Source organism: Exiguobacterium sp. s26 (assembly GCF_018618235.1).
GTDB classification, from domain to species: Bacteria; Bacillota; Bacilli; order Exiguobacteriales; family Exiguobacteriaceae; genus Exiguobacterium; species Exiguobacterium chiriqhucha.
Genome location: NZ_JACSLS010000002.1, coordinates 370,928 through 396,784, shown reverse-complemented (window position 1 = coordinate 396,784; position 25,857 = coordinate 370,928). Strand labels below are relative to the sequence as shown.

Sequence of the window (25,857 nt, the reverse complement as noted above, 5' to 3'; positions counted from 1 at the left end):
GATTCCTTGCATAGCGCTTCGCGAATTTTGGTAAGATGAGAGGGAAGTGTGAAAACAGGAGTGATGGAAGATGGAGACGAGACTAGACGTATTGGAATGGCTGAACGGGCAGCTGCGGTTCGGGATTAAGCCGGGCCTGAAACGAATCGAGTGGATGCTGAACGCGCTACAAATCAAGGAATTGCCGTCGATTCACGTGGCGGGGACGAACGGGAAAGGGTCGACGGTCGCTTTCTTGCGGGCCATGGCGACGAAACAGGGCTTGAACGTCGGGACGTTCATCTCGCCATACATCATCCAGTTCGAGGAACGGATCATGTTGAACGGGGAACCGATTCGAGAAGAGGACCTCATCCGCATCGCCAATAGAGTCCGTGACTGTGCGAACTCGTCACCAGAGACGTTGACGGAGTTCGAACTGCTGACGGTCATGGCGTGGCTCTATTTCCATGAGCAACAGCCTGACCTCGTCATTTGGGAAGTCGGGCTCGGAGGACGTCTCGACTCGACGAACGTGTTACAGAAGCCGCTCGCGACAATCGTGACGTCGATCGGGCATGACCATCAAGGCATCCTCGGTGACACGCTTGAAGAAATCGCGCTCGAGAAGTTCGGTATCATGAAGTCGGGTGTCCCGATGTTCCATAGCTTGACGGAGAAGCGATTGATTGAGTTGCTCGAACAACAAGGTGAGACGATGGACGCGTCGATTCACGACGTCACGCCGCTCGTCTCATCCGTAGAGGATGGGGCCGACACGGTCGTCACGTATGATGGGATGCCTCCGGTGACACTCGGATTGACCGGACACCATCAAGCGTATAACGGAGCGTGTGCTGTCGCCGTCGCGCGCCATCTCGGCTGGAGAACAGAGACGATTCAAGCGGGACTCGAATCGGCGCAACATCCGGGACGCTATGAGCTCGTCTCAAGACAGCCTCGTATCGTACTCGATGGGGCGCATAATGCCGAAGGCGTCGCCGCACTCGTCGAACAGCTGAAACTTGAGCGTGACGTGACCGTCCTTGCCGCCATTCTTGCCGATAAGGACCGGGAAGCGATGGTCGCGTCGCTCCAGAAAGTGGCGGGCGTCTATGAGACGACGTTCGATTTTCCGCGTGCCCGGACGAAAGACAGTCTGATTGCGGATGGTGCTCGTTACGTGGACTGGCAGGATTGGTTGGCTGCGTGGTTCGAAGCACCGAAATCCGAGACGCTCGTCGTGACCGGGTCTCTCTACTTTATCAGTGAAGTCAGAACCTATTTCCAAAGTTTGAAAAAAACCGCTTGTGAACAGGAAGAAAAAGGGGTATGAATTAACTGAAGAAGTGTGATGACAAACCGACTGGAGGCACAACGATGAAGAGGCAGCTAAGATCCAAGTACGGGTTCCTCATAGTAATAGGGATGGTCTTATTGTTGTTCGCGTATACATCAACGTTTGCGAATAACGGGAACGGAAGAGGAAATGGGAACAATAACGGCAATAATGGTAACGGTAATGGAAACAAACAGGGCATTGTTTTTCAAACGGATATTAAAGATGAGACAATTCGAACAGTTACACCAGAAGCTGTGCTCATAGGAGACAGTTTTGATTTGACATATGACTTGTCATTGAATAACATTCTTGATTTTACAAACGGTCCGAACATCAATTCTTACAAGTATGTAGAATGGGCTGTGACAATTGAAGAGACAATTCCAGAAGGATTATCTGCAGTCGTAACTCCTTCAACAGCTCACAATTTAAATTTTGATCCTAAAACACGTCTCTTAACGGGAACAATCAATGTACTCTGTGGAAAGAAAAACTCCGGACTTGAATCTTGTAATGATTATAAGAATGCAGCATTCTCTGACCTCATCACCGTCAAATTGATTGCAGAAAAACCGGGTAGTTATACGTTCGAAAACGGACGGTATGCCTATTCGTTGGAAGCTGACCATTCTGGGAATGGGAGCGGTGCGCAAAAACATAATCGTTCGTTCACTGATGCTGGGAGTGGCTTCACAAAAACGACGGTGACGGTAGAAGAACTGAAAATCAACGTTCCAAGTGAAACGACGATTTATTTGGGGAATTCAAAAACGGTAGAAGCTAACTTATCGACTGTGAAAGCGGCGATTCCACCAAATGCGAAACTCACATGGGAAATTGATAAGTCCAGTTTCGTAAATCAAACGAATTCAACGAATCAAAGCGTTACGTTAAAAGCGTTGGATGCCGGTGAGGCGACTGTGAAAGCCGTTTATGAATACGCGAACGGTCAAAAAGTTAAATCAAATGATATGAAGGTTGTCGTAAAACTACCGGATTTATCATTAACTACAAATGATCAAGAACTTTGGGTGTACAAAAATGAAGCAGGAACATTGGTTAAGCAACAGACTTTATTGACATTGGAACAATTGGTGGAAGATAAACAAGCTCTTGCCAATCCGCTTGCTGTAAAATGGAACGCTGATTCGTCCGCCTTGAAAATTCTCTCAAGTCAAAACACGTCTGCTACCGTACAAGCCGAGCATGGGAGTACGAGCAACGTTTCGGTCGTTGCGAAATTAAAGGATTATATCGGACAGACGATGCCTGTCTTGATTAACGTGAAAGAGTATCCACAAAAAGTCTCGACACCGAACGTCATTCTCTACATGACAGACAGCCCATATAGCTATCCGGTCAAATTCTGGCCGGAGACGGCAAACGTGACGGGTTACGGTTTGACTGTCCTCGAAGGAACGGATGTCATGACCGCAAAAGATGGCGTATTGACACTCTTGAAGCCGGGTATCGCGAAAATCGGTCTGGTCACAGAGGACGTCAGTGCATCATTTAAAGCAGGAGAAGGTCCGAAAATCATCAGCCAAACGTTCTACGTCCGCGTCAAAGCAGGTACGGATCCGAACCCAGGAACCGAAGATCCGTCTGGCGATTTCTATTAATCTCAATCATAGAAAAGAGGCTACTCGTGAGAGCAGCCTCTTTTTCATTTCTTCAATTGTTGACCGACGAACAGTTGGAGCTGGTTTGTGACCGGGAGCGTGTCGATTTGGCGGAATACACCCTCATTATATTCCATGACGAGACGTGAATCGTCGACGTCTGGAGAGGCAATCACATTCCCAGGAGCGAAATAAGCTTGTTTATTCGCCTGTTGCGGTAATGATTTAAACGAACCGCGGAATGTGTTTACTTCGAGCGGCCCTTTACTATACAGACCGCCTTTCATGTTGACAATGGAGCCGACAGAATAGAGTCGAGTCGGTTCAGTCGAAGCGCTGTACATAAATGCTTGGAGCGTCGAAGAACTGTCCTGGAATTCATTGATTCGATTCAATAAAATTTTTCCTTCGGCGAGCAGGACGAGTGAACTGTCATTCGCACCAGAAGCGACCGGCAATAAATCCGCGCGATCAATGAACGCGTCTCCTAATGTATAAACGGTCGTATTGAACGCGACTTTCCCACGAATCGTCAAATCCCCATTAATGATTAGTGGGCGGCTAATGGTGATGGTGTCTAATGCGTCGATGGTGACATCTCCGTTTAAGAGAAGCGGGACGGTGCTGTTCGTAATCGACTTGGTGATGACCATCGGACCTGTCACACCTACTGGAAGATTGACGAGTTGTAACGTTTGGACCGAATTGAGCTGGCTGGAATCGATAAACTCGGTCGGCCGTTCACGTGGCGTTGTCTCTCCATCGACGACGTAAGTTTGCTTGAGAAAGGGTGAAATCGTCGATGTCGGGATTAACGTTGATTGAAACAGCGTTTGCTTCGGTGAATTGGTATAAGGCAATTTACCGGCAGTGGCACGGTGTCGGTTCGCGAACTGGATGACCGAGTAATTCAAGTTAAAGCGAGAAAAGGTACTCTCAACCGGACCAATCTCAGGTTCATAGTTCACACCAGGCGTGGTCGAATTCGTAAAGTAGTTCGGCGTCTCGCAGCCGTCGCACGTCGCCCCGTTTCCGAGGTCAATACGGCCATCGAGATAAAACCGACTCGAGGCGCTATTGTTCAGCGTGTTGATTTGGTCTTTCAGTTGGTACTTCGCGTCGCGTTCGAGTGCGAGCTTTGTCCCCGCAAACAAGTTCCCTTCAATCTTCGGTGGACCGTTGACCTTCAACGTGTCGTCCGACCCGAGCACGTAATAGAGGAATGACGGCAGCGCCGTCACATACACTTCTTGGCTATACGAGCTCGTTTGCATCGGCTGTTCCGGCTTCGCTTTCGTCGTCCCGGTCGCGGTCAACGTGAGCACCGTCGTGAACGGGGCGTTCGCCTGGTCCGCTGTCGAGCGGGTGATTGAGTAGCGGATATCGTTATCGCCCGATTGGCGCGTCCCTGCATACAACGTATCCTGTTTAAGTACAGTCTCGACTTTCGCCTGGAACAATTGCTCGTTCTCCATATACGGTTGAACGACATTCGCATCGTGAAGCGGGAACGTCGCTCGGAGGTCGGCGACAAGCACATCGAGCACGCCTTTGACGTCGGTATCGAGTTGCGTCTCATCGACACGGAGATTCGTCTGCTTGTTCGTGGCCAAGTTGACTTGAATCGCTGCGAGCGAGAGGACGGCTAGTGCCGCCATCGTCACGAGGACGAGGATGAGGACGTAGCCTCGTTCATCTTGTTTCATTTGACTCCCTCTTTTCATAACGGGATGGTGCTCGTGAACGTTTTGACGAGCGTCGTATCTTCACGAGAGGCGAGTGTCACTTGAATTTCAATCAATCCAGAAGTGATATATGCCTCACGTCCGCGCCTTAGATCGGTCACTTCGTCACGGAGGTCGATGTCGACGGACTGAACGATGACGTCAGGATTGTTCGTCACAAAGCTCGACGGGTCGAGCTCGAGCACGGCGTCCTCCATATAATCGCCTTGACGATACAGGATCCCTTCCGTCGAGATGCGCGGAGTATGGAGACGGTGGAACGAATATGTATCCCCGTTGACGGTCAAGGCGTCGAACTCGGTCCGGTTGATGTCTTGGAGGACACTCGTGATCAAATAGTCGGCCTCGCTTCGAAGCGAGCTCGTATCGTTCGTCAGACGGAAACCGAGCGAGCCGGACAAGAAGACGGTGATCACGATGCCAGCGAAGATGGCAGAGATGACGAGCGCGAGCAACAACTCGACGAGCGTGACGCCGTCCTCACGGTCACGGAAGCTCCGGAACGTCCGTCTCAGGGAATTTATCTTGAAGCGTCGCATTCGTCACCACTCCTTTCAACGTAATCGGTTGGAGCAACGTCTCCGAGGCGACGGTAATCTCGACGTTGACGAGGTCAGCGGCCGGCTCATTGCCCGGAGAGAGGATGGTCACATCGAAGGCGCGTCCGTTGATGGTGACGTCACACAAATCACAGACATTGGCCGGTGTTTGTTGGAGCGCCGCGATATCAATCGGGTCCCGGGTCTCGGCTGCACGGCGCTTCAATGTATTGAGCGTGTTTTGGGCGACTTGGTTCGCCACGGTCCGGTCAAGATCCGAGGAGGTGATTCGCAAGCTTTGGGAGAAGATATTCATGAGCGATAATGCCAGGATCGAGACGACGACGATCGAGACGAGTACTTCGACGAGCGTGAAACCTTGTTCGGAACGGTCCAACGCATTGACCTCCTTTTCAATATTCATTTAAAGATAGGAAAAAAGATACTTTTCACCTGAAATAATTGTTATTTTCTGTACAATGCATATTATACTAAAGTTACAGTGGGAACGGATAGTAATTCAAAAGTCTCATTTGACTTGAAATAGAGGGGGAAATGGAATGAAGCGATATGGGATGCATTTGTTCATCCTGGCGGGACTTGTCCTGCTCGTGTCATTGCCGACAATCGGGCTCGTGAACTATCTCGACGCCTCGGCGAAGACGAGTGCTACATATAAAGAGACGACCGTGGCCGGCATCGATGTGTCGGGGATGACGAAGGAAGAGGCGGTCGTCCGGCTCGATAACGCCATCAAAGACTTCAACAACACGCCGTTCACGGTGACGCTCGTCGATGGGACGGCACTCGAAGTCGGCAAGGACGTCGTCTCATTCAACGTCGATGCGACGCTCAAGACGGCTTCTGAACCGGGTACATATCCGCTCGTCACGACGGTCGACGAAGAGCGGTTGACGCCTTACTTAGAGAATCAACCGGTGACGCTATCGATGGTGACACCACCGCTCGTCGAAGCGGCATCGAACTTGAACTCAGATGTGGTCCTCGAGATGACGGCGACGGAGAGCGAAGTCGTCGCCTCAATCACCGTCAGTCCGACACCAGCGATGCGCTCGGCACTCGAACGGATGAACGGCTTCGAGATGGAAGCCGGGGACATCTTCAGCTTGAAAGCGTTCGGGGAAGATTTTGACGCGCTCAGCACGCTCGGGTCATCGATGTATCAGTTGTTTGCGGCGACACCGTTCCAAATCCTTGAACGCGTGCAACATGAGACGCTCCCGACCGGCATCGAGCTCGGCTATGATGTCAAAGTCGACGAGCGCTCGAACTTCGCTGTCCAGAACACGGAACAGACACCGTACGCACTCATCGTCTTAGAAGAAGGGAACGCGATGACGGTCCAATTGCTCGGTAAAGTATTCGTTGGAGCGTACGAGTCGCGCGTCGAAGACGTGACGAGCGTCCCTTACCAAAACATCGTTCGCTTCTCGCCATCGCTTACAGCTGGTAGTTCGTCTGTGACCCAGTCCGGACAGACCGGCGAGTCAGGCAAGCTGTACCGTGTCCGCATCACGGATACGGGTGAGTCGCTCGAACTGCTCGGGTTTGATTTTTATGAGCCGATCCCGGAGATCGTGACGAAAAGTTCCGTCCCGCTCCCACCTCCAGAGCCTGTCGAACCGGTCATCCCAACTTTCCCGGATGAAACACTGGAAGATGACCCGTTCGATGACGATGTAGAAGATGACGGATTGAATCAGTTTGAAGAACAGCCACCGGTTCATGACACGGATCCGGTACCAAGTGAGGGGGCAGTCGGATGATCGGATATTTAATTTTAATCGCCTTTTGGGTACTCGCCACATTGACCGTGTTCGCCTTGTCGATTCCGTACATTCGGAAACGCGAGACGAAAGGGGTCATCGTATTGCTCGTCGCCGTGCTATCGCTCGGCGTCTATAGCCTGTACGTCGAAGGGCTCGAGCGGACGTGGTGGGCGTGGGTCCTCCTCGCCCTCGGTTTGGCCGGCGGTGCGGCACTCAGTGCGTTCATCGAACAGCGAGACGTCGCACAGGAGGTACCTCAGAGGATGGTGAAGTAAGTTGAGAAGAATGAAAAAACGGCTCGGCGAGATGCTCGTCGAGGCGGGTATCATCACGCAAGGCCAGCTCGACGAAGCGCTCGCACAAAAGCGGACTGGGGAAAAGCTCGGGGACGCGCTCATGCGATTAAACTATTTGACCGAGACGCAATTGATTCAAGTGTTGCACGAACAGTTGAACGTGCCGGTCATTTCATTATATTCAGAAGATATCAACGTGACCGTGACGAAACTCGTCCCGAAAGTCATCGCCCAAAAACATGACATCATGCCGATTTCGTTACAAGGGAACACGTTGTTCATCGCGACGGCGGACCCGCTTGATTTGATCGCCATCGATGACGTCCGGCTTCAGACCGGGATGAACATCGAGGTCGGGATTGCTACGCGCGAACAGATTCGCAAGACGATTGGCCGCTATTACGAGATGGACGCGTCACTCATCGAGATTTTAAAAGAAGAAGCGCCGGAACTCGATCGCGAAGAGACGGCGTCGCGAGATGACGCACCGGTCATCCGTCTCGTCAATCAGCTCTTCTTGAGCGCCATCGACCAACGAGCCTCAGATATCCACTTCGACCCGCACGAGAAACAGTTGCACGTGCGCCTTCGGGTCGACGGTGATTTACGAACCGAAGCGACTTATCCGAAGAAGATTCAAAGTGTCATGCTGACGCGCCTCAAGGTCATGAGTAACCTAGACATCACCGAGAGCCGCTTGCCACAGGATGGGCGCATTAAATATACGCTTCGGGGCCGCCCGTACGACTTCCGCGTCTCGACGCTCCCGACGATGTATGGCGAGAAAATCGTCATCCGGGTGCTCGATTCCTCGGAAGGGTTGACCGATTTGACGAAACTCGACTTCGGCGACGAGAACGAGGCGGTGTACCGCGACATGTTGAAACGGCCGAACGGGATTATCCTCATCACCGGGCCGACCGGATCAGGGAAATCGTCGACGCTCTATGCGTCGCTGCGCGAATTGAACGATGAATCGAAGAACATCATCACGGTCGAGGACCCGGTCGAGTATCAGCTCGACGGCATCAACCAAGTCCAAGTCAACGCCAAGGTCGGCTTGACGTTCGCGTCGGGTCTGCGCTCGATTTTGCGACAAGATCCGAACATCGTCATGGTCGGGGAAATCCGGGACACCGAGACGGCCGAGATTGCCATCCGGGCATCATTGACCGGTCACTTGGTGTTATCGACACTACATACGAACTCGGCCATCAGCTCGATCACTCGCTTGATTGACATGGGGGTCGAACCGTTCCTTGTCGCCGCCTCGACATCAGGACTGGTCGCCCAGCGGCTCGTCCGTCGCGTCTGTCGGGACTGCGGGCACGAACAGCCGGTGTCGAAACGGGAACAGGAACTGTTTGCCGCTGAAGGTGTCCCGGTCGACCGAATCATGCGCGGCAACGGCTGTGCCTCGTGTAATTTCACGGGATACCGTGGACGGCTCGCCATCCATGAGGTTGTGCCGATTGATGAGGGATTGCGCCGGTTGATTATGAACCAAGCGACGGAGGCCGAGATGGTCGCCTATGCGAAAGCACAAGGCGTCCGCTTCCTCCTCGCCGATGGACTTGAGAAAGTCGCACTCGGACTGACGAACACCGAAGAGATATTGAGAACAGTGATAACGGAGTGAGCCTATGATCCATCAGTCGATTGAAGTGATTTTAACGAAAGCGGTCGAACAACGCGCCTCGGACATCCATTTGACCGCCGGCTCGCCGCCGATCATCCGGGTCGACGGCAGCCTCATCACGATGGGTGACGAGAAAGTGTTGCCGCTCCATATCGAGAGCTATTTGAAAGAGATTATGACCGAAGAGATGCGGGGCCGTCTCGAGATGCAGCGCGACCTCGACTTCTCGTTCGGGGTTCCGCGCGTATCGCGGTTCCGCGTCAACGCCTATTATCAACGGGGCACGGTCGCCATCGCGTTCCGGTCCATTTCCGGGGAAATCCCGACGATGAACGAGCTCGATTTGCCGCAAGTGTTAAAACGGTTGATTGAGAAACCATACGGGCTCATCCTTGTCACGGGTCCGACCGGGTCAGGGAAGTCGACGACACTCGCCGCGATGATTCATGAGATTAACCGCACGCAGCGCAAGCGCATCATCACGCTCGAAGATCCGATTGAGTATTTGCACTCGCACGACCAGAGCATCGTCGACCAGCGTGAGATTGGCTCGGACGTCATGAAGTTTGTCGACGGGCTTCGGGCCGCGCTCCGGCAAGACCCGGACGTCATCTTGCTCGGGGAGATGCGTGACCTCGAAACGATTTCGACGGCGATGACGGCTGCCGAGACGGGCCACCTCGTCATGGCGACACTCCACACGTCGAGCGCGATGTCGACCGTCAGCCGTGTCATCGACGCGTTCCCGGCCGAGCAACAGGACCAGATTCGGACCCAGCTCGCCAACGTCCTGCTCGGTGTCGTCAGTCAGCGCTTGTTCCCGCGCGTCGACGTGCCGAAAGGTCGTGTCGCCGCGATGGAGATTATGATTGGCAATCCGGCCGTCGCCAACTTGATTCGGAACGAGAAGGAGTTCCAACTCCCGACCGTCATCCAGACGAACCGGCAGAACGGGATGCAGACGATGGACATGGCGATCGAACAGCTCGTCCGTCAAGGCGTCATCAACCCGAACGCCGTACCAAATGAAGAGAGGTGACTGAATGGCCATCTTCCAATACGAAGGTAAACTGCTGAACGGGAAGCGTAAGAAAGGGCGGGTCACCGCCGTCTCGCTCCGGGAGGCGAAAGAAAAGCTGCGCCAAGAATCGATTCTCGTCACCGAGCTCGCTGAACTCGAGTCGACCGGACTGAATAAAGAAGTGAACTTGCTCCCCGAGCGAGTCAAGATTGAACATTTGATTATGTACGTGCGTCAGTTCGCGACGCTCATCCGGGCCGGCGTGCCAATTGTTCGGGCGACGTCCATCTTGCGCGTCCAGACCGAGTCGAAAGTGTTGAAGAAGACGCTCAGCCAAGTCGAGGACGATTTACGCGAAGGGATTGCCTTCTCGGAGGCGATCAAGAAACATCCGCGCGTATTCTCGAACTTCTTTAGCTCGATGGCACTCGCGGGTGAGGCGAGCGGGAACTTGGAGGAGGCGCTCGATCAAATCGGGCTCCAGCTCCAAAAACAGTATGACGTTAAACGGAAAGTCATCTCGGCGTTGACGTATCCGCTCGTCGTCTCAATTGTCGCCATTGGTGTCGTCGCCTTCCTTATGGTGAACGTCGTCCCGACGTTCGCGAGCATCTTCGGACAGCTCGGCGGGGAACTCCCGCTCATCACGCGTATCGTCGTCGCCGTCTCCGATTTTGTCGCCGCCTATTGGTGGCTCATCTTCGGTGGTGCCCTCATCGCCTTGCTCATCTTCACTTGGATGTTGAAGCGCGATAAGGAACGGTATGTGATTGATGGATTGTTGTTGAAGATGCCGATTTTTGGTCCAATTGTCCTAAAATCGCAAATCGCGTTATTGACGCGAAGTTTGGCCGTCTTGCTGCAAGCGGCGGTCCCGATTTTATCGGCAATTGAGATCACCGAGAAGATCGTCTCGAACCGTGTCATCCGTAAAGGTCTTGCTCAAGCACGCAAGATGATGGCACAAGGAATTCCACTCCATGAACCGCTCGAACGGAACGATAGCTTTCCACCGCTCATGACGCAAATGATTGCGGTCGGCGAGGAGAGCGGGGATTTGGACTCGATGTTGAACGAGGTCGCGGAGTTTTATGAGACCGAGGTCGAGACGACGACAGACCGCCTGAAATCGATTATCGAGCCACTGTTGATTGTCGTCTTGGCGAGCATCGTTGGCGTCATCGTCATCGCGATTGTCGTCCCGATGTTCCAAATTTATGGCGATATCCAAAATCAGTAGAAACTTTTTATTTATTTGCAGATTTGTATCTTTTCAATCCTAAATTTTGAATGTATAGTAAAATTGTTCTACTAGTATTAGGTCAAAGGTAATGAATCTAGCTTACATCACAGCAAAACACACAAAAGGGGAGAATGAATCATGTTAGAAAAAATGAAAATGATTTGGCAAGATGCCAAACAATTGAAAGATGAGCGCGGACTCACACTCGTCGAGTTGCTCGTCGTCGTCGTTATCTTGGGGATTATCGCAGCCATCGCTGTTGTCGCGATTGGTGGAATTATCGAGAACTCGAAGAAGGATGCGATGGTTGCCGATGCGAAGCAGATGGTAAGTGCAGCGAAATTATATACAGCTTCGAACCCAAAAGCAGGAACACTTGATTTTGCAGCAGGTAAGAATGGCGAACAGTACCTTTCTCAATTAAAAGATCCATTTGGAGATGCAGCATATAAAGCATCTAATGTTGTAATCACTGAGGATGCTACTACAAAAGGGAAATTTAATTACGCTGTTAACTTAGAGGGCACAAAGTACAAATTCACTGGAGTTTCTGAAGGGTCATTAAACAAAGAAGATGCAAATCTTGTTGCAGTAAAATAATATTTCCTCCGGCTGGCGCTGGGCACTCGCTCAGCCTAGCCGGTTTTCTTTTTTTGGCATATACTTACAAGTAAGGAAGTGACCTTGATTGGTTGAATTCATCGGACTTATTTACAGCCTCGTCCTTGGGGCCGTCATCACGTCATTCACGAACGTCGTCGGGCTCCGCGTGCCACGCAAACAGTCCATCGTCACGCCGCGCTCGCACTGTCCGTCATGCGGACACGTCTTATCCGCTTGGGAACTGATTCCGGTCTTCGGTTACGTGTTCCTGCGCGGGAAATGCCGCGGCTGTGGCGGGCGGATCGCGCCGACGTACCCGCTCTTTGAACTGCTCGGAGCGGTCGGTTACGCTTATAGCTTCTGGCTGTATGGCTTTAGCCTCACGACGCTTCTCGCCTTCGTCTTCTTATCGACGCTCCTCGCACTAGCGATGTCGGATTTGTCGACGATGCTCGTCCCGAACGTCATTTTGCTGTTCACGGCACCGGTCCTCATGTTGCTCGCCTATAGCGCGGGTGTGGCATGGTGGAGCCCGATTGCCGGGGCGGCACTCGGTTTCTCTGTCCTCGCCACCGTTTTTTTCGTCTCCAAGGGGGGACTTGGGGCCGGCGATGTCAAACTATTTACAGTAATCGGGCTCGTTCTCGGGCCGCGCGACGTCCTCGTCGCACTCTTTTTATCGAGCTTGATTGGCGCGATCGTCGGATTGACGCTCATCGGCTTGAAACGGATGGATCGCAAACAGCCGATTCCGTTCGTGCCGTCGATCGCACTCGGCACGATGCTGACGTTTTGGTTCAGCGAACGCTTCTTTGATTGGTATTTTGATTTGATGTAGGGGGAAACCAGCATGAGCCGGTCTATAGAGAAAGGAACGGTCGCGTATTTCTCGTTCGATGCGCTCAGCATCCACGGGGCCGTGATTAAACAAGGCGTGTTCAAACGCAGCGCGTCCGTCCAATTGGCGAAAGGCGCGTACGTGGGGGGACGGATTGAAGACGAGAACGCATTCGGTCTCGCATTCGATGAACTGTGCCGTAAACTGAAAGTACGAAAAGGGATGGTCTGTGCCGTCGATATGGCCGAGACCGAGGTATTGTCCCGTAAAGTCGAGATTCCATCGACGATCCCGAAAGATGAGATTCGAGGCTATCTGTTCATGGAAATCGGCAGCTCGATCATCTTGCCGTTCGACGACGTCGCCTTCGACTACGAGGTGCTCGGCGAGACGGAGACGAAGACCGAGGTCATGCTCCACGCCGTCTCGGTCGATTTGACGAAAGCCATCCGCGCCTACATGAAGAAACGTGGGTTCCAATTGAAGAAAATCGTCCCACGCCCGGTCGCGATCGCGAACGGCGTGAGCCGAATCGAGACGCTCGACCCGCTCAAATCGACACTCCTCTGGCACGTGACACCGTTCGCGCACCAGTTGCTCGTCCTCGAGGAAGGGCAAGTCCGGTTCATCCGGGCCATCGAGACCGACCTCCCGTATCGCGCCGAGACGACGGACGGAATCATCACGTATACATATAGCGGCTCGAAGGAGACGCTCGCGACGCAGACGGACGAGTGGTTGAACGAACTCGCACGCTTCCTCGACTTCTATCGCTACTCGCTCCGGACGGACGGTCGTCCGATTGACGAGTTGCTCGTCTCGGGGACGGTCCCGAACCTCGACGACCTCGTCCGGACGATTGAAAGCGAGGCGATGGTGCCGGTCAAACGGATCGACGACCCGCTCCCGCTCTCTCACGCTACACCGTTGTCGCACCAGATGTTGCCGCTCCTCGGAATGGCGACGCTCGACAAAGAGCACGACGCCAACTTCATCAACTCGACCGATGTGACACTCCGGTGGCCGATTATCGCGAGCCTGCTCGCGCTTTTGATTGGCGGCGGGGCGACCGGTTACTTGTTCTATGAAGTGAACGAATTGAAGCAGAACGAGGCACAGCTCGAAGAACAGTTGCAGCTCGTTCGCATCTATCAGACCGAGCAAGTGAACTCGAAGGGGCAGCAAGTCCTATCGCTCGACCAGACGGTGACGGCGCTCACGGCCGAAGAGAAGTTGGCCGTGCCAGCACTACGGGCCTTGACGGAACAACTGCCACCGACGGGCTACGTGTTGACGTATAACTACGCCGACGGTTCGCTCATGAGCGTGCGCACCCAGTTCGAGACGCTCGCCGATTTAAACGTGTTCCAACGCTCGCTCTTGAACGACGTGCGGTTTGAGAACGTCAAACTGCTCGGCGTGACGACCGAGACGAAAGCGGAGACGGAACAAGAAGAGACGGATACCGAAACGGATTCGACGCTGTCGCCGAGCGTGCTCGATTCGACAGACGAACCGCTCCCACGCTACATCGGCGAGTTCACCTTCACGTTCATCGATGCCGAACCGGAGACGCCGGAAGGGGAGACCCCAGATGGTGAGACACCGGACGGCGAGACGGAAGAGACGACCGATGAGGAGGTGGTGAGCGAATGAAACGCTCGACGATTTATTTAATTTTCACAATCTGTTTGTTCGCGGCCATCGCCGTACCATCTTATTTCGGTTACCAGTATTTCATCCAGCAAGGCAACGTCAAGTCGCTCGAACGGGAACTGTCGCTCGAACAGACGAAGCTCGAACTGTTGCGCCAAGAAGGCGAAGTCGTCGACGTCGCCGATTCGCAGCGCCTACAGACGCGTGTCCCGACCGAAGCAGCCCTCGACACGGTCGTCGAGACGCTGTCCCAGGCGAGCCAACTGTCTGACGTTCGCGTGACGAGCATCGCTTTCGCCGACGGCATCATCGCTGAATCGGAAGTACCAGAAGACATCGACGAGCCAGAACCGAACGATGTGAGTGCGACGGCTGAACCGGCCGAACCGGTTGAAATCACGCCGGTCAACGCCTCATCGGTCCGCTCGACGGTGTCGCTCCAAGCGGACACGTACGAGTCGCTCGTCCTGTTCCTTGAGTCGGTCGAGTCGATGAACCGGATTCACATCTTGCGCACGGTCCAATTCACTGGACCTACGGAGACGGGACCGAACACGACCGAGACGGCTGAGCCGCTCGACTTCACGGTCGAACTCGACGCGTTCTATCGCCCAGACCTCGATCAACTCGTCGAAGACCGCTACGTACCGGCCCAGACGTTCACACCGAAAGACATCCCGGTGTACGATTATACGACACCGTGACCGCACGTCCCTTCGAAAAGAAGGGGCGTTTTTTTGAGAGGTCTCTGATTGTATTCACGTGCCCGTTTGCCTACAATCGACAGTGAAGTGTGATACGGAAAAGAAGCCCGTTACGCACATATGGAAGGAGTCGTTACAATGAAACCAACACAGAAACGTGTCATCCTTGCCTCGATGTCGCCGCGGCGGACCGAGCTGTTGACCCAGGCCGGCATCACGCATGAAGTCATCCCCTCGAACGTCATCGAAGGGACGAACGGACGGGAACATCCGGACGAGTACGTCGGACGCCTCGCCCGCGAGAAAGCGATGGACGTCGCCCGCGACAACCGTGGCGCCATCGTCATCGGATCGGATACGGTCGTCGTCTTAAACGGGACGATTTTAGAGAAGCCGAAAGACCGGGACGATGGGCGAGCCATGCTGCAACGGCTTTCGGGAGCGACGCATGAAGTGCTCACCGGCGTCAGCATCATCGGGTCCGAGCGGCAGGACTTGTTCGTCACGACGACGCACGTCACGTTCATCGACATCCCGGACGCGTGGCTCGACGGCTACCTCGATTCGACGGAGCCGTACGATAAAGCCGGCGCTTACGGCATCCAAGGATCGGGCGGTCTGTTCGTCGAACGGCTCGAAGGAGACTTTTATAACGTCGTCGGTCTGCCGATTCGTCCACTCGTCGAGACGCTCGAACGACACGGGGTATCGCCGCGCTTTCTGTGAATGAAGCGAAAGTTGGTGAAGGAATGACCATGGTGCTCGACCGAAGTGTTGAATCCGCGATCGCCCGGCTGCTCCAAATCGGGGGCAGGGGTGGCGACCCGCACGAGACGGCCCGACGGCTGTCCGACGTATATCCGACGCTCCGGGCGCTGTCGCAGGCGTCTGTGAGCGACCTCTGTCAAATCGAGGGCATGACGAAGAAGAAAGCCGAGCAGTTGCTCGCGGCGTTTGCGATCGGTCTCCGTTACGTCGAGGAACCGAAAGTGGAGACGCCGACAATCCGTTCGCCGCAGGACGCCTATGAACTGCTCCGTGATGAACTCCGGCTGTTGAATCAGGAACATTTCATTTGCCTGTATTTGAACACGAAGAACCAGCTCATCGCCCGGAAGACGCTGTTCGTCGGTGGGCTCAATTCGTCGATTGTCCATCCGCGCGACGTGTTCCGCGAGGCGCTCAAGCTGTCGGCTGCTTGTTTCATCGCCGTCCATAACCATCCGAGCGGGGACGCGACCCCGAGCCGGGAAGACATCGAAGTGTCGGAGCGTCTTGTTGAGGCTGGTCATATCGTCGGCATCGCTTGTCTTGACCACGTCATCATCGGGGAGGACCATTACGTCAGTATGAAGCAACGTGGATATATGAACGGGTGAACAGTGGGCAGGCGCATATGCGTCTGCTTTTTTGTTCAGACTTCATACTTCCTGACGCTCAGTCGCCGTCTTCATCGTAGCCATATTTTAGATGTTGTTGGTCCGTAACAGGAATCGTTCAACCGGTCGTCGAACACCGAGAGTAGACGTTTACATGCGACCTACGAAGAGGGAATGTGATCAGACATGAATGAAGAGACTATTTATAGCGAGCTTGATTTGAAAGTGATTTTGACAGATATCAAGGACGGGACGGTTCGTTTACAGGAATTAGATGAGGAGCGGGTCATCCAATCCATGCTCCATCACATCGGCTCGACGGATGCAGAGCTTCGGGACCAGTTGATTTACACGCTGTTTTATCGCTTCATCATCGAAGACGATCACCTGACGAACGAACAATTGACGGATATGCTCCACACGACGCTCAAATATCATTTGTTCCACGGAATCGGGGAGACGGCATCGGACACCGTCTTCACGCGGGCGTTCTCGACGCTGTTGATCGCCTTGATCGTGTATCAGGACCGGCAACGAGGATTTTTATCGGAAGCGGATCTCGACATGTTGAAGGCGAAGCTCCTGGCCTATCTCGATTGTGAAATCGACACGAGAGGCTATGTGCCTGGGAAAGGCTGGGCCCATTCGATCGCCCACGTGGCCGATGCCTTCGATGAGCTCGTCCTGCATCCGCACCTCGATGAGACGGAATTCGGTGAGATGCTCGAGGCGCTATGGAACAAGGTGATGATGCCGACCGTATATATGCATGACGAGGATGAACGGTTGTTGAATCCTATCTTTGCCTTATTGCAGCGCGGGATGGACGAACACGAGCTCATCGTTCTGTTAGAAGACTTGCCTGCCCGATTGAGCGCACAAAAACAGCAACTCGAGCCCGAACACTATTGGCACGTCGTGCATAACGTGAAAACGTTTTTGAAAAGCTTTTTTGTCAAACTGCATGAGACGGAGCGACCTGTGCTTCAAACGGCAGTGCTGCTCACCTTGAAAAATATGTGACGATTGCGAGAGAGAATCCAAGCAGGCGCTTTCACGCGCTTGCTTTTTGATTTGCCTTTTTGTCGAAAAGAAGGCACACTAATATACGGTGAGACAGGACTGAGATGAACGTTATTGTAAATAACCTGTAATCGAATGAACGTTTTCAAACATGATTTTTCCGTTATAATAAAAAATAGTGTAACCAAGAGAGGAGCAGCACGTATGTTTCGTAGTTTTAACCGAGAAATCGGAATCGACCTTGGAACGGCAAATACGCTCGTTTATGTAAAAGGTCAAGGCATCGTTGTTCGTGAACCGTCGGTAGTGGCGTTCCGTACAGATACAGGTAGAATTGAGGCCGTGGGTAACCAGGCCAAGGATATGATTGGACGTACGCCGGGTAACGTCACGGCACGCCGTCCGATGAAAGATGGGGTTATCGCCGATTTCGAAACGACAGCGACGATGATCAAATACTTCATGGAGCAAGCGCAGAAGTCGAAGAGCGGTTTGTTCTCATCGAAGACGAACGTCATGATTTGTGTGCCAAGCGGCATCACGTCAGTTGAAAAACGTGCCGTGGAAGACGCAGCCAAGCAAGCAGGCGCGCGTGAAGCGTACACAATCGAAGAACCGTTCGCGGCAGCAATCGGTGCCGGTCTCCCAGTTTGGGAACCGACAGGCTCGATGGTCGTGGATATCGGTGGCGGTACGACCGAAGTCGCAGTGATTTCACTCGGCGGCATCGTGACGAGCCAATCGATTCGTGTCGGCGGTGACGAAATGGATGACGCCATTATTCGTTACATCAAAAACAAATACAACCTCATGATCGGGGAGCGGACGTCAGAGACGCTCAAGATGGAAGTCGGTTCGGCTCGCATCGACGCTTCGAACGAAAATGAGAAAATGGAAATCCGTGGTCGCGATCTCGTGACAGGTCTTCCGAAACAAATCGAAGTCTCGGCTGCTGAAGTGTGTGAAGCACTCTCGGATACGGTCGAAGCGATCCTCGCTGGCGTGAAACAAACACTCGAGCAGACGCCACCGGAACTTGCGGCTGACGTCATGGACCGCGGCATCGTCCTCACAGGCGGTGGAGCACTCCTTAAAAACTTGGATGACGTGATCTCAGATGAGACACACATCCCGACACTCGTCGCGGATGAGCCGCTCGATTGCGTCGCCATCGGGACAGGAAAATCTCTTGAAATGATGGACGTCCTCCGTTCAAAATCAGGCATCTCGTCGCGTCGATGAGTGGTGACACACGATGAGCCGGTTCGTACGGAATAAAAAGCTCATCATCACGCTGATCGGTATCATCTTATTCGTAGTGATTTTAGGGGTTTCGATTCGAGGACGGTCGGAATCCGCTTGGTACCAAGACGTCACGCGTGATGTGGTCGGAACGTTCCAACGGGTGTTCACGGTGCCGATCGGCTGGATGGACAGTACCGTGTCCTCGATTTCGAACGTACGCGATATTTATGAAGAGAACCGTCAATTGAAACAACATTTGACGAAATACGCGGAAGTGTCGGTCGAAGCCGATGACCTGCGCCGTGAGAACGAAGAATTGCGGCAAATGGTCGAGGCGGCCGATACATCGCTCCGTGACTTCGATTTGATTCCCGCCGAAGTGATCGGGCGCACGCCGAACGACTGGCAGCGCTATGTGACGATCAACGTCGGGGAAGAGCGCGGTGTCGAGAAAGGCATGGCCGTCACGGCCGCCGGCGGTATGGTCGGTCGCGTCATTCAAACGAGCGCCTACACGTCGCAAGTGCAACTCCTCTCGGACAACAACCGGACGAACAATGTCTCGGCCGTCGTCAAGGACGAGGACGGCAAAGCGACGTACGGGACGATTGACGGCTTCGACAGCGAGACGAACGAGCTCTTCTTCACGAAGGTCTCGAACAGCGTCAAGTTGAAAGAAGGCGAGATCGTGTCGACGTCAGGTCTCGGTGGCCGTTATCCGGCCGGTCTTGTCATCGGAACGGTCGAGTCGATCGAGACGGATGAATATGGCGTATCTCAAGTCGCCCGCATCAAACCAGAAGCGGACTTCAATGAGTTCTCGCAAATGTTCGTCATCAATCGAACGCTCGACGAACCGTTCTTGACGGGTCCCGAGGAAGGAGGAGCAGCGGGTGAGTAACATGAAAGTGTTCATCGCCCTGTTCCTCCTCTTTCTTATTGAAGGGACATGGGCCGCCATCTTCTCATGGCACTATGTGACGCCGTTCTTGTATTTGACATTGATCGGCTTGATGTACGTCGGTTTGTATGGTCGCTTCGAGGCGGCGTTCGGATTCGGACTCGTCTTTGGACTGTTGTATGACATCGTCTATACCGACTTGCTCGGAATTTACTTATTTACTTTTTCACTCATTCCTCTCTTAGTCAGCTTCGTGTTAAAATATATAGGTGAGAACTTCTTCTCGGTCGTCATCACGTTCACGTTCATGATTCTCGTGTTTTCCTTCGGGATCTTTAGCGTCATGACGGCGGTCGGTGGGACAACCATGACCATTCAAACACTATTAGTTGAACAGATTCCAGGGACGCTCGTCGCCAACGCTGTCGCCATCGCATTGTTATACGTGCCGATGACACGATACGTGGCGCCGCGACCTGTAGCGAAAAGAGGGTAGCCATGATGGAGCGTAAACGACATATTACGATAAAAGGACATCGCAACGGTATTGCAATCCACTTCAATCCACGGAGTGGCATCGATGAGGTGCTCGGAGAGCTTGAGGCCACGTTACAAGAAATGGAGCCGCCCTCTGGGAAGATTGCACTCAAATTGCACGCGGGTACTCGTTATTTAGACGAGGAGCTGTCACGTCAAATTCGTGAAGTCGTCGCTCGTCATGGCGTTTTTTATATCGAGGAGCTATCGAGCGAGGTCATGTTGACCGAAGAAGCGAAAGCGACCTACGGCAAAAAGACGTTCCACTACCATAGCGGGACGATTCGAAGCGGACAAGTGCTCGATTTCGATGGCTCGGTGCTCATTATCGGAGACATCAACCCTGGGTCCGAGGTTCGGGCGACGGGAAGTATCTATTGTTTAGGGACGATACGAGGAAATGTGCGTGCCGGTGTCGAAGGATGGGAGGAAGCGGTCATCACCGCCAGTCTTCTCCATCCGAAGTTTTTAGCGATCGGTGAACACGTGCTCGCGTCGGACGACGGCGAAGAGCTTCCGGAGATCGAGATGGGATGCGCATATCAGACGAATCAAGGTATTGAAATGACGCGTCTCCGTCAAGTCATGACTGGGCTGAAAGACGCATATGCAATGGAATTACAGAGAGGGTGAGTTTGATGGAGCAAGTAGTAGAGCCTGTACATACAGCGAAAGAAGTGAAGAAAGGTCGGTCCATCGTCGTGACGTCGGGGAAAGGTGGCGTCGGGAAGACGACCACGACCGCGAACCTCGGGACCGGCCTCGCATTGTCTGGTCACTCGGTCTGTCTCGTCGATACGGATATCGGTCTTCGTAACCTCGACATCATCTTAGGACTCGACAACCGCAGCATCTATAACCTCGTCGACGTCATCAACGGCCAATGCAAATTGCATCAGGCGCTCGTCCGTGACAAGCGGTTCGAAGAGATGTATCTCTTGCCTGCGGCCCAGTCGAAAGACAAGACATCGGTCCAACCGGAGCAAGTGAAAGAAATCATCGACCAGTTGAAGACAGAATATGATTTCGTGTTGATCGATTGCCCGGCCGGCATCGAGCAAGGCTTCATGAACGCTATCGCCGGCGCCGATGAGGCCGTCGTCGTGACGACGCCTGAGAAGGCCGCCGTTCAGGACGCGGACCGCATCATCGGGATGCTCGAGCAAGCGGAACATGTCGCTGCGCCGAAATTGATCGTCAACCGCGTCAAGAACCACCTTGTGGAATCAGGGGACATGCTCGACATCGATGACATCATGCGCATCTTGTCGATCGACCTGCTTGGCGTCGTCGTTGACGATGAAGAAGTCATCGCCGCCGCGAACCGCGGGGTACCTGTCACGATGAACCCGGATAACAATGCCGGACAGGCGTACCGCAACATCACGCGCCGGATTCTTGGGGAGTCGGTGCCGCTCATGTCGATTCAGACCGAACAAAAACCGGTCGGCTTCTGGACACGACTCATGATGAAATTTGGAATGAAAAAAGCCTAAGGCAACGAAAGTTGCCTTTTTGTGTCGAAAGGAGAGACGCATATGCGATTGATCTATGAACGGACCCCGTCCATCGAACGGGCCATGCTCGTCGACGGGGAGCGTCTGCTCGAAGTCGAGGAACGCTTCATCGACCAACTGTCGATCGGGACGATTCTCGAGGCCGCGATCGAACGGATTCATCCGTCGCTCGGCGCCGCGTTTTTGACGACCGGCGAGACGACGCTCTTCTTGCCAATTGCCGAGACGCTGAAAGCGCTCGAGGCGTATCCGGACGTGCCAGCCATCGGTCAGGCGGCCGTCGTCGGTGAGAAGCGACTCGTCCAAGTGACGAAAGAAGGCATCAACGGCAAACACCATAAAGTGACGGAGAACATCCGCTTCGGCGGACGACATATCGTCTACTTCCCTTATGGTCGGCGCCAGTTGTATAGCCGCAAGCTCGATTTCGTCACCCAGGACCGGTTATCGAAAGTATTCGACCTCGAAGAGGCAGAAGGGGTGTTGTTCCGGACCGAGTCGGGGCAGGCAAGCCCTGAAGACCTTCAAGAAGAGCTCGACTTGCTCCGGACGCGTGCCAAGGACGTCATCACGGCACGCGGGGGACAGGATGAGCTGTTGTGCGAACAGTTCGTGCGACGCCATGCGGTCGAATCGGTCGTGTTGAATGACAAGGAAGCGCAGGACCGGTTGACGCGGCTCGAGGTCAACGTCGAACGTCACATCGGCAAAGGCCGGATGAAAGAAGCGGTCCGGCTCGACGGGGCAATCGAGAAGCTCGGCCAGCGTGTCGTCTGGCTCGAAGGCGGTTCGTACGTCTTGATTGAACAAGTCGAGACGATGACCGTCATCGATGTCAACAGCGGCAAGAACGTCGCCGTCAAAGACAAGGGTCGCGCCGCCGACACGATTAACGAGGCCGCGCTCTACGCCGTCATGGAACAGCTCCGGTTACGCAATATTGGCGGTATGGTCGTCATCGACTTCTTGAGGGGGTCAAAGGATGGACAGGCCCGGCTCTTGAAGAAGATGAAAGAGCTCGGTGCCCGCGATCCTCGCCGTGTCGAAGTGTACGGCTTCACGCGCATGGGCTTGTTCGAACTGTCGCGAGAACGAACCGGACGTTCGATGCAAGACCGGATGACCTATAACGGTAACCCGTCGAAGCTTGCCGTCTTCTCGCAGCTGGAGCGGACGCTGATGGAGCTCGCGCCTCAAGCCGAGGGTGTCGTCGTGACACTCCCGAGCAAGTGGCATGACGCGTCGTGGGACGGTTTTGACTGCACGGTCTTGCTCGTCGACGGAGAACCGAATGTGGCGTTCTATGGGACACTCGAGGAATGTCAGAATTTCGTATCTCGTCATTGACAACGATTGAACGAGAGTGGTATTATCTATAACGTTAGTTCGTTTGGAAGCACCCAAATGGCTACAACCGCACAGAACGGGTTGAAATGGTTTCGCCCTGCCCTGGATGGCGAGTCTGAGTTTAATAAGGAGGTGCACGTATATGTACGCAATCATCAAAACTGGTGGTAAGCAAATCAAAGTTGAAGCAGGTCAAGAGATCTACATCGAAAAACTCGATGCTGATGTCGAGGGTACTGTAGAATTCGGTGAAGTTCTTTTCGTTGGTGGTGACGATGTTAAAGTCGGAGCTCCACTCGTAGAGGGCGCTAAAGTCGTAGCAACTGTCGTTAAACACGGTCGCGCGAAGAAGATCACTGTCTTCAAAATGAAAGCTAAGAAAAACTACCGTCGTAAGCAAGGTCACCGTCAGCCTTACACGAAAGTTCGCATCGAGAAAATCGAAGCGTAAGCTATGATTCGAGTAATGGTCAGACGAGACGAGACGAAGTCGATTCGTTCCGTTGAAGTGACAGGTCACGCCAACTTTGCTGAACCCGGTTCTGATTTGGTCTGTGCCGGCGTTTCTGCCATCATCTTTGGGGCATACAACGCTGTTGAGGTACTTGCCGGTCAATCGCTTCTTGTAGAAATGGCAGACAAAACAGAGGGTGGCTACTTTTATGTCGAGACATATCCTGACGTATCACCGGAGGACATGACTCGCACCCAACTGTTATTAGAAGGGATGCTCGTGCAACTAGACACGATCGCCCATAGTTACGGTGATTATATCCAAATTGAACAATAGGAGGTGGACCTCATGTTACAATTGAACCTTCAGTTCTTCGCATCGAAAAAGGGAGTAGGATCGACTAAAAACGGTCGTGACTCGATTTCGAAACGCCTCGGCGCTAAACGCGCTGACGGACAGACTGTTTCAGCTGGATCGATTCTCTACCGTCAACGCGGTACGAAAATTCACCCAGGTGAAAACGTCGGCCGTGGTGGCGACGACACATTGTTTGCAAAAGTTGACGGCGTAGTACGCTTCGAGCGTCTTGGTCGCGACAAGAAACAAGTGAGCGTTTACCCAGTTGCGTAAGTAGAACCACGCAGAAGACTCTAGCCACTTATTTGGTTAGAGTCTTTTTTACTAGTTTTACTAGGAGAGGATTTCATGAACTCACAAGCAGCACTGAAACTATTATCGACCGTCCGTCACGAATGGATGAATCGGCTTCAGATGATCTCCTTGTACGCGGCGCTCGAGCCTGAAAAACTTGAGGAGCTGTACGAGCGATATCGTCAGCACGCCGACGAGGAGAGTGCGCTCATTCGCTTGGACATGCCGACGACGAGTCTCGTCCTCATGCAAGCGAACTGGGAAGGGCGGTTGACCTATAAGGTATCGGCCGACCGCGTGTCGCTAGACGACGCGCGCGTGGCGGACAAGCTTGTCCGTCTTCTGTCAGGAACGGATGGACCGATTCATGTGACGTTCACGGACGGACTGATGGTCCGCGTCTTCGGTCACGTACCGGACGACGTGTTCACGTCAGATGAAGTGTACGAGCAAACAGTAGAATGTTCTACGTTCGTTATAAAGGAGGGGAATTAAATGTTTGTCGATCAGGTTAATATTTTTGTAAAAGCTGGAGACGGCGGTAAAGGGATGGTTGCATTCCGCCGCGAGAAGTATGTTCCAGACGGTGGACCAGCAGGAGGAGACGGAGGTCATGGTGGTGACGTCGTCTTTGAAGTAGAAGAGGGATTACGTACACTCGTTGATTTCCGATTCTCGAAAAAGTTCATCGCCCATGACGGTGAAAAAGGGATGTCGAAAGGCATGCACGGACGAAAAGCGAAGCCGCTCGTCGTCAAAGTCCCACCAGGTACGATCGTGTTCGATGCACAAACAGATACGGTCATCGCCGACCTTACCGAGCACGGCCAACGGGCCACGATCGCCAAAGGTGGACGTGGGGGCCGCGGGAACTGTCGTTTTGCGACGCCATCTAACCCGGCACCAGAGATCGCCGAGAACGGGGAGCCAGGTCAAGAGCGTGAATTGCGCCTTGAGTTGAAATTGCTCGCTGACGTCGGTCTTGTCGGATTCCCGTCAGTCGGGAAATCGACGCTCTTGTCAGTCGTCTCGTCGGCACGCCCGAAAATCGGCGCGTACCACTTCACGACGATCACACCGAACCTCGGTGTCGTCAAGACGGCAGACGACCGTGACTTCGTCATGGCCGACCTTCCTGGACTCATCGAAGGGGCGAGCCAAGGCGTCGGCCTCGGTCACCAATTCTTGCGTCACATCGAGCGGACGAAAGTCATCGTTCACATGATCGATATGAGCGGCATGGAAGGGCGCGACCCGTTCGAAGACTACACGACGATCAACCGCGAGCTCGAGTCGTACAACTTACGTCTCCTCGAGCGTCCGCAAATCGTTGTCGCCAACAAGATGGACATGCCGGATGCGCCGGAATTACTTGAAGAATTCCAGAAGAAAATCGGAGACGACGTCAAAGTCTTCCCGATCTCGGCACTCGCCAAAGAAGGACTTCGCAACCTGCTCATCGAAGTAGCTAATCTTGTAGACTCGACACCTGAGTTCCCACTCGAAGAGCTCGAAGAGAAGACGGCCACACCACGTGTCGTTTATCGTTACGAGAAGGAAGAGAAGGGGTATCAGATTCATATTGATGAATACGAACGCTTCGTGATCACAGGGCCTCGTATCGAGAAGCTCTTCAAGATGACGAACTTCGATCACGACGAATCCATCAAGCGCTTTGCGCGTCAAATGCGTCAAATGGGCGTCGATGACGACCTTCGCAAATTAGGTGCCGAAGACGGTAGCGTCGTCGCCATCTTGGACTTTGAATTCGAATTCGTCGAATAAT

The 25,857-nt window shown here is 53.5% G+C and carries 28 protein-coding genes and 1 other annotated feature; of the genes, 25 read left to right on the top strand and 3 right to left on the bottom strand.

The features are described from left to right. Positions 1-70 precede the first annotated feature (70 nt). Positions 71-1,315 (top strand): bifunctional folylpolyglutamate synthase/dihydrofolate synthase, encoded by a 1,245-nt coding sequence (locus tag KNP82_RS04475; RefSeq protein WP_058763209.1) that lies wholly within the window; start codon positions 71-73, stop codon positions 1,313-1,315. A 44-nt stretch (positions 1,316-1,359) separates the two neighbouring features. Continuing rightward, a complete protein-coding gene (locus KNP82_RS04470) occupies positions 1,360-2,943 on the top strand; it encodes a hypothetical protein (protein WP_214827163.1) in 1,584 nt (527 codons plus the stop codon). Between the two features lie 44 nt (positions 2,944-2,987). Here KNP82_RS04470 and KNP82_RS04465 read toward each other — a convergent pair whose 3' ends face one another. Genes KNP82_RS04465 through KNP82_RS04455 form a run of 3 tightly spaced genes read right to left on the bottom strand, consistent with a single transcriptional unit; the run spans position 2,988 to position 5,624 of the window. Next, entirely contained in the window at positions 2,988-4,649 is a 1,662-nt protein-coding gene (locus KNP82_RS04465) for a hypothetical protein (RefSeq protein ID WP_214827160.1), read from the bottom strand. Positions 4,650-4,663: 14 nt separating this feature from the next. Further along, positions 4,664-5,227 carry a PilW family protein gene (locus tag KNP82_RS04460; protein ID WP_214827157.1) on the bottom strand — a complete coding sequence of 188 codons (564 nt, stop codon included), beginning with the start codon at positions 5,225-5,227 and terminating at the stop codon, positions 4,664-4,666. Then, positions 5,175-5,624, bottom strand: coding sequence for a prepilin-type N-terminal cleavage/methylation domain-containing protein (locus KNP82_RS04455; RefSeq protein WP_029595841.1), 450 nt, complete (start codon positions 5,622-5,624; stop codon positions 5,175-5,177). The genes KNP82_RS04460 and KNP82_RS04455 overlap by 53 nt, the downstream gene beginning before the upstream one ends. A gap of 163 nt (positions 5,625-5,787) precedes the next feature. On the opposite strand from KNP82_RS04455, the gene KNP82_RS04450 reads away from it, so the two are divergent. From KNP82_RS04450 to obgE, 23 genes are all read left to right on the top strand, one after another. Next, positions 5,788-7,014, top strand: a complete 1,227-nt coding sequence (locus tag KNP82_RS04450; protein WP_029595840.1) for a G5 domain-containing protein — start codon at positions 5,788-5,790, stop codon at positions 7,012-7,014. Then, a complete protein-coding gene (locus tag KNP82_RS04445; protein ID WP_021066864.1) occupies positions 7,011-7,292 on the top strand; it encodes a hypothetical protein in 282 nt (93 codons plus the stop codon). The genes KNP82_RS04450 and KNP82_RS04445 overlap by 4 nt, the downstream gene beginning before the upstream one ends. Before the next feature lie 10 nt (positions 7,293-7,302). Next, on the top strand, positions 7,303-8,952 hold the full coding sequence (locus tag KNP82_RS04440; RefSeq protein ID WP_251128644.1) for a GspE/PulE family protein: 1,650 nt from the start codon (positions 7,303-7,305) through the stop codon (positions 8,950-8,952). 4 nt (positions 8,953-8,956) lie between these two features. Continuing rightward, positions 8,957-9,991, top strand: coding sequence for a type IV pilus twitching motility protein PilT (locus KNP82_RS04435; protein WP_021066866.1), 1,035 nt, complete (start codon positions 8,957-8,959; stop codon positions 9,989-9,991). 4 nt (positions 9,992-9,995) lie between these two features. Beyond that, positions 9,996-11,213 carry a type II secretion system F family protein gene (locus tag KNP82_RS04430; protein WP_058763217.1) on the top strand — a complete coding sequence of 406 codons (1,218 nt, stop codon included), beginning with the start codon at positions 9,996-9,998 and terminating at the stop codon, positions 11,211-11,213. A gap of 141 nt (positions 11,214-11,354) precedes the next feature. Further along, on the top strand, positions 11,355-11,816 hold the full coding sequence (locus tag KNP82_RS04425; RefSeq protein WP_052090090.1) for a prepilin-type N-terminal cleavage/methylation domain-containing protein: 462 nt from the start codon (positions 11,355-11,357) through the stop codon (positions 11,814-11,816). An 88-nt stretch (positions 11,817-11,904) separates the two neighbouring features. Then, positions 11,905-12,657, top strand: a complete 753-nt coding sequence (locus tag KNP82_RS04420) for a prepilin peptidase (RefSeq protein WP_214827152.1) — start codon at positions 11,905-11,907, stop codon at positions 12,655-12,657. Positions 12,658-12,669: 12 nt separating this feature from the next. Further along, positions 12,670-14,313 carry a pilus assembly protein PilM gene (gene pilM / locus KNP82_RS04415; RefSeq protein WP_214713923.1) on the top strand — a complete coding sequence of 548 codons (1,644 nt, stop codon included), beginning with the start codon at positions 12,670-12,672 and terminating at the stop codon, positions 14,311-14,313. Beyond that, on the top strand, positions 14,310-15,017 hold the full coding sequence (locus tag KNP82_RS04410; protein WP_214827150.1) for a hypothetical protein: 708 nt from the start codon (positions 14,310-14,312) through the stop codon (positions 15,015-15,017). The genes pilM and KNP82_RS04410 overlap by 4 nt, the downstream gene beginning before the upstream one ends. A 138-nt stretch (positions 15,018-15,155) precedes the next feature. Beyond that, the gene (locus tag KNP82_RS04405; RefSeq protein ID WP_251128629.1) at positions 15,156-15,743 is read left to right on the top strand and encodes a Maf family protein; all 588 of its coding nucleotides are present in this window, start codon (positions 15,156-15,158) and stop codon (positions 15,741-15,743) included. Positions 15,744-15,772: 29 nt separating this feature from the next. Next, complete coding sequence (radC, locus tag KNP82_RS04400) at positions 15,773-16,396, top strand: RadC family protein (RefSeq protein WP_235420135.1); 624 nt, start codon at positions 15,773-15,775, stop codon at positions 16,394-16,396. Between the two features lie 186 nt (positions 16,397-16,582). Then, a complete protein-coding gene (locus tag KNP82_RS04395; RefSeq protein WP_214798972.1) occupies positions 16,583-17,419 on the top strand; it encodes a DUF2785 domain-containing protein in 837 nt (278 codons plus the stop codon). Positions 17,420-17,623: 204 nt separating this feature from the next. Continuing rightward, positions 17,624-18,661, top strand: a complete 1,038-nt coding sequence (locus tag KNP82_RS04390; protein ID WP_021066877.1) for a rod shape-determining protein — start codon at positions 17,624-17,626, stop codon at positions 18,659-18,661. Positions 18,662-18,674: 13 nt separating this feature from the next. Beyond that, positions 18,675-19,565 carry a rod shape-determining protein MreC gene (gene mreC / locus KNP82_RS04385; RefSeq protein WP_021066878.1) on the top strand — a complete coding sequence of 297 codons (891 nt, stop codon included), beginning with the start codon at positions 18,675-18,677 and terminating at the stop codon, positions 19,563-19,565. Position 19,566: 1 nt separating this feature from the next. Next, positions 19,567-20,061 (top strand): rod shape-determining protein MreD, encoded by a 495-nt coding sequence (gene mreD, locus KNP82_RS04380; RefSeq protein ID WP_052013683.1) that lies wholly within the window; start codon positions 19,567-19,569, stop codon positions 20,059-20,061. Between the two features lie 5 nt (positions 20,062-20,066). Beyond that, complete coding sequence (locus KNP82_RS04375; protein WP_021066880.1) at positions 20,067-20,735, top strand: septum site-determining protein MinC; 669 nt, start codon at positions 20,067-20,069, stop codon at positions 20,733-20,735. 5 nt (positions 20,736-20,740) lie between these two features. Then, complete coding sequence (gene minD / locus KNP82_RS04370; protein ID WP_021066881.1) at positions 20,741-21,598, top strand: septum site-determining protein MinD; 858 nt, start codon at positions 20,741-20,743, stop codon at positions 21,596-21,598. Positions 21,599-21,640: 42 nt separating this feature from the next. Then, complete coding sequence (locus tag KNP82_RS04365) at positions 21,641-22,966, top strand: ribonuclease E/G (RefSeq protein WP_214827147.1); 1,326 nt, start codon at positions 21,641-21,643, stop codon at positions 22,964-22,966. A 55-nt stretch (positions 22,967-23,021) separates the two neighbouring features. Next, positions 23,022-23,093, top strand: a sequence feature (ribosomal protein L21 leader region). Positions 23,094-23,108: 15 nt separating this feature from the next. Next, positions 23,109-23,417 carry a 50S ribosomal protein L21 gene (gene rplU / locus KNP82_RS04360; RefSeq protein WP_016508528.1) on the top strand — a complete coding sequence of 103 codons (309 nt, stop codon included), beginning with the start codon at positions 23,109-23,111 and terminating at the stop codon, positions 23,415-23,417. A gap of 3 nt (positions 23,418-23,420) precedes the next feature. After that, positions 23,421-23,756 carry a ribosomal-processing cysteine protease Prp gene (locus tag KNP82_RS04355; RefSeq protein WP_031200131.1) on the top strand — a complete coding sequence of 112 codons (336 nt, stop codon included), beginning with the start codon at positions 23,421-23,423 and terminating at the stop codon, positions 23,754-23,756. Positions 23,757-23,768: 12 nt separating this feature from the next. Beyond that, the gene (gene rpmA / locus KNP82_RS04350; RefSeq protein WP_016508537.1) at positions 23,769-24,050 is read left to right on the top strand and encodes a 50S ribosomal protein L27; all 282 of its coding nucleotides are present in this window, start codon (positions 23,769-23,771) and stop codon (positions 24,048-24,050) included. A 75-nt stretch (positions 24,051-24,125) separates the two neighbouring features. Continuing rightward, a complete protein-coding gene (locus tag KNP82_RS04345; protein ID WP_021066884.1) occupies positions 24,126-24,566 on the top strand; it encodes a Spo0B domain-containing protein in 441 nt (146 codons plus the stop codon). Next, positions 24,567-25,856: a GTPase ObgE gene (gene obgE, locus KNP82_RS04340; protein ID WP_021066885.1), complete on the top strand. Its 1,290-nt coding sequence runs from the start codon at positions 24,567-24,569 to the stop codon at positions 25,854-25,856. Position 25,857: the final 1 nt, after the last annotated feature.